Source organism: Nibrella saemangeumensis, assembly GCF_039541915.1.
In the GTDB taxonomy this organism is placed as follows: domain Bacteria; phylum Bacteroidota; class Bacteroidia; order Cytophagales; family Spirosomataceae; genus Nibrella; species Nibrella saemangeumensis.
In genome coordinates this window covers 1-2,667 of the sequence record NZ_BAABHD010000052.1, presented here as the reverse complement: position 1 = coordinate 2,667, position 2,667 = coordinate 1, and the positions used below count along the sequence as shown (strand labels likewise).

The 2,667-nt window shown below is 46.6% G+C and carries 2 protein-coding genes; one reads left to right on the top strand and one right to left on the bottom strand.

Annotated elements, in window-relative coordinates; all coding sequences use genetic code 11:
* Positions 1 to 84: 84 nt before the first annotated feature.
* Positions 85 to 777, bottom strand: coding sequence for a hypothetical protein (locus tag ABD949_RS18290; RefSeq protein ID WP_345245602.1), 693 nt, complete (start codon positions 775 to 777; stop codon positions 85 to 87).
* Positions 778 to 1,152: 375 nt separating this feature from the next.
* Here ABD949_RS18290 and ABD949_RS30825 point away from each other — a divergent pair.
* The coding region (locus ABD949_RS30825; protein ID WP_425576772.1) for a PKD domain-containing protein at positions 1,153 to 2,667 on the top strand (1,515 nt) is incomplete at its 3' end.

Here is a 2,667-nt window from a genome sequence, read left to right as displayed (position 1 = left end):
CGGGCGGGGGTAACGGTAGCCTGCGCCAGACTGTCTGGTGACAGGGCGGAGAAAAAGAAGAACCCAATCAGAATGGGCAGCCATTTATTCTTTGCCATAGGTTAAGATGCGGTATGTCTGACGAATACCCGAGTTGATTTCGGCTTTGCCCACACAGGGTCCCGACTGACAGAGCTGCAGTATTGCTTTTTCTCTGTAAATCAGACCGACTTCTTTGGCATACACCTCAATGCGTTTATCCTGAGAAACTAATGTTGAATCGTTTTGTTGAACAACGGTTACAGTTTCGTCAAACAGCTTATCCAGAACGCGGAACGGTCGGCTGGTATTGCGCATCTCATACGTATCCTCACCCATCGCATTCCACTTATTGCCATCCCATCGCACCCGGTTGCCGATTGGGAATACCAGTTTAACGTAATCTTTTCCGTTTTCGTTGCGGATGGCTTCGCCGTTAACAAGCCGCGCTGTCCATACGGAATCCGGCTGCCAGGGCTGCTGCTCATTTAGCCGCCGGTAACGTTGCAACTGGTAGGCTTTCTGGCCGGTAACGTCGGTGTAAACCGGGCCAGTGACTTCCTTGATCTGATACGTGCGCCAAACCTTGGGCGATGTTAACGTATATACACTATCCGTTACGTTGTAAATCGTGTAGCGCCCGGTTTCCAGTGGAAAAAAGAGATAACCGGGATCGGGCTGGTCAGGACTGACAGGCCGGCAGGAAAAGCAAGCCAATAAGCCGCCAATGAGAAGCGCCGGAAGGAGGGATATACGCATAAGTGAGTAATAGATACCAAAGGTAACAAAGAAGCATTGATGCGAGGAGCGAAACAAACAAAAGGTTGAACTGTTTAGAAAACCTACCTTCTGCATATGATATTTATTGATTGATATTAGAAAAATACTAATAAAAATTTAATACCGCATTTCTATCAATAATACCTCCTCAAATTTTAGAAATCTCTACACTACTTATCTGAATATATACATTATTTGTAACCATAGGTTTACAAAGTTAAGTTATTGTTGCTGAGTAGGCTATGGGGTAAAGCGTTTTGGTTTTGAGCTAATTGCCGTTAAGTAAAAACTACTAACGCTTTATGGTAAAATTTTACTAGTATAGGGTAGATTTTACATAACCATCTAACGCGTATGCACTCCAAATTTTTACCCTCACCTTGGTTCAGGGTGTATCCTCCGATGCGCCTATATGAACGCCTGGTCTCCCGAGGCCGGCAAGCTTCTTTACCGGCCTCGTTTTTATTAACAATCTGTTGTTTGCTAATTAGTTTGCTGGGAAGTGTAACGAATAGCTATGGACAGACCTGTCCCGGTTGCAATCAAACTGCCAATGAGGTAAGTATCAAATCATCCCGTTTAATACTTCCTAATGGGGTTACATCATGTGATCCCGGTGAACCCATCTCGGCCACTTTAGGAATTACAATCGGCGTAAATGGTGGGGCCACTCGTTATAGTGTATACCTGACTGCAACCCTGCAGGTAGGAAATAATGCGCCTGCTCCGCTGGAGCTCTGTAGTCCATCGTCGATCTCCGGATCAAAAGAATTTTTTATCCCTATTCAATGGACTTGTGGCTCTAGAGTTACCATCAAAAACCCCTCTTTAGTGTGGGGTATAAACTCAAGCGATAATCTTTGCCCAGGTGGGGTGCTTTCCTGCACAGGTGCCGGAAATCCTAAATGTGATACTCAAATAGCAACTTATGTTGTTGATGGTCCACTGGTTGCCAATTTTACGTCAGCAACATCCTGCATTGCCGGCAACCAAACCCAATCTGTTACGTTTACTAATATCACTACTGGTGGTACAACTCCTTACTCGTTTACTTATAGCTATGGAGATGGAACAACAGAAGTAACCAGCAGCACATTAGTAACTCATCAGTATACCACCACCGGTACCAAGAGTGTTACGCTTACTGTAAGAGATGCAAATGGAATTATAGATACGCAGGTTAATCCGGTGGAAGTCGGGTCCTGCTGCCAATTCGCTGCAACCTGTATAGTAAACAACACTGTTACCGAAGTAAACGGATGTGATATCAATGCGTTGCCTCCAGCAGAGACTAATCCCGCTGCGATATTCTCAAATATCACTACTCAGCCTTGTGGTACTTTGGTCCTTATACATAGTGATGCCCAATCAGGCACAGTTTGCCCCAATGGTATCTCGGTAACCAGAACCTACACGCTTATTGATGATTTGAATAATAATCAACGCCTGGATGATGGAGAAAGCTCGGCTACCTGCGTGCGATCCTTCTTGATCATAGACAGGACGCGACCAACCTGGGTAACGGCAGCGGGCAGTCTGAACCGCACTGTGCAGTGCTCGGATGCAGCCGGTCTGACAGACGCACAGGCCTTGGCTCCTGCCGCTCAGGATAACTGCGGATTTCAGCCCCTTCAAAAGACGACAGATATTATTTATAGTTCTTCATGTCCGGAATCGAGAACTATTACCAACACCTGGGTAGTGACTGATAATTGTGGCAATGTGTCAGAGACGAATTTCACCCAGACCATTATAGTGGAGGACACGCAGGCTCCGACGCTGAATCAGGGAGCCGCGCTGCCGGGTGGTGCCATGGGCAATGTCTGCAAGGCCAGCGCCCCCGCAGCGCCCAGCGAAGCTTCGATTGCG

Coding starts and splice junctions, on each gene's coding strand:
- ABD949_RS18290 (WP_345245602.1), bottom strand. CDS start 777: ATGCGTATATCCCTCCTTCCGGCGCTTCTCATTGGCGGCTTATTGGCT.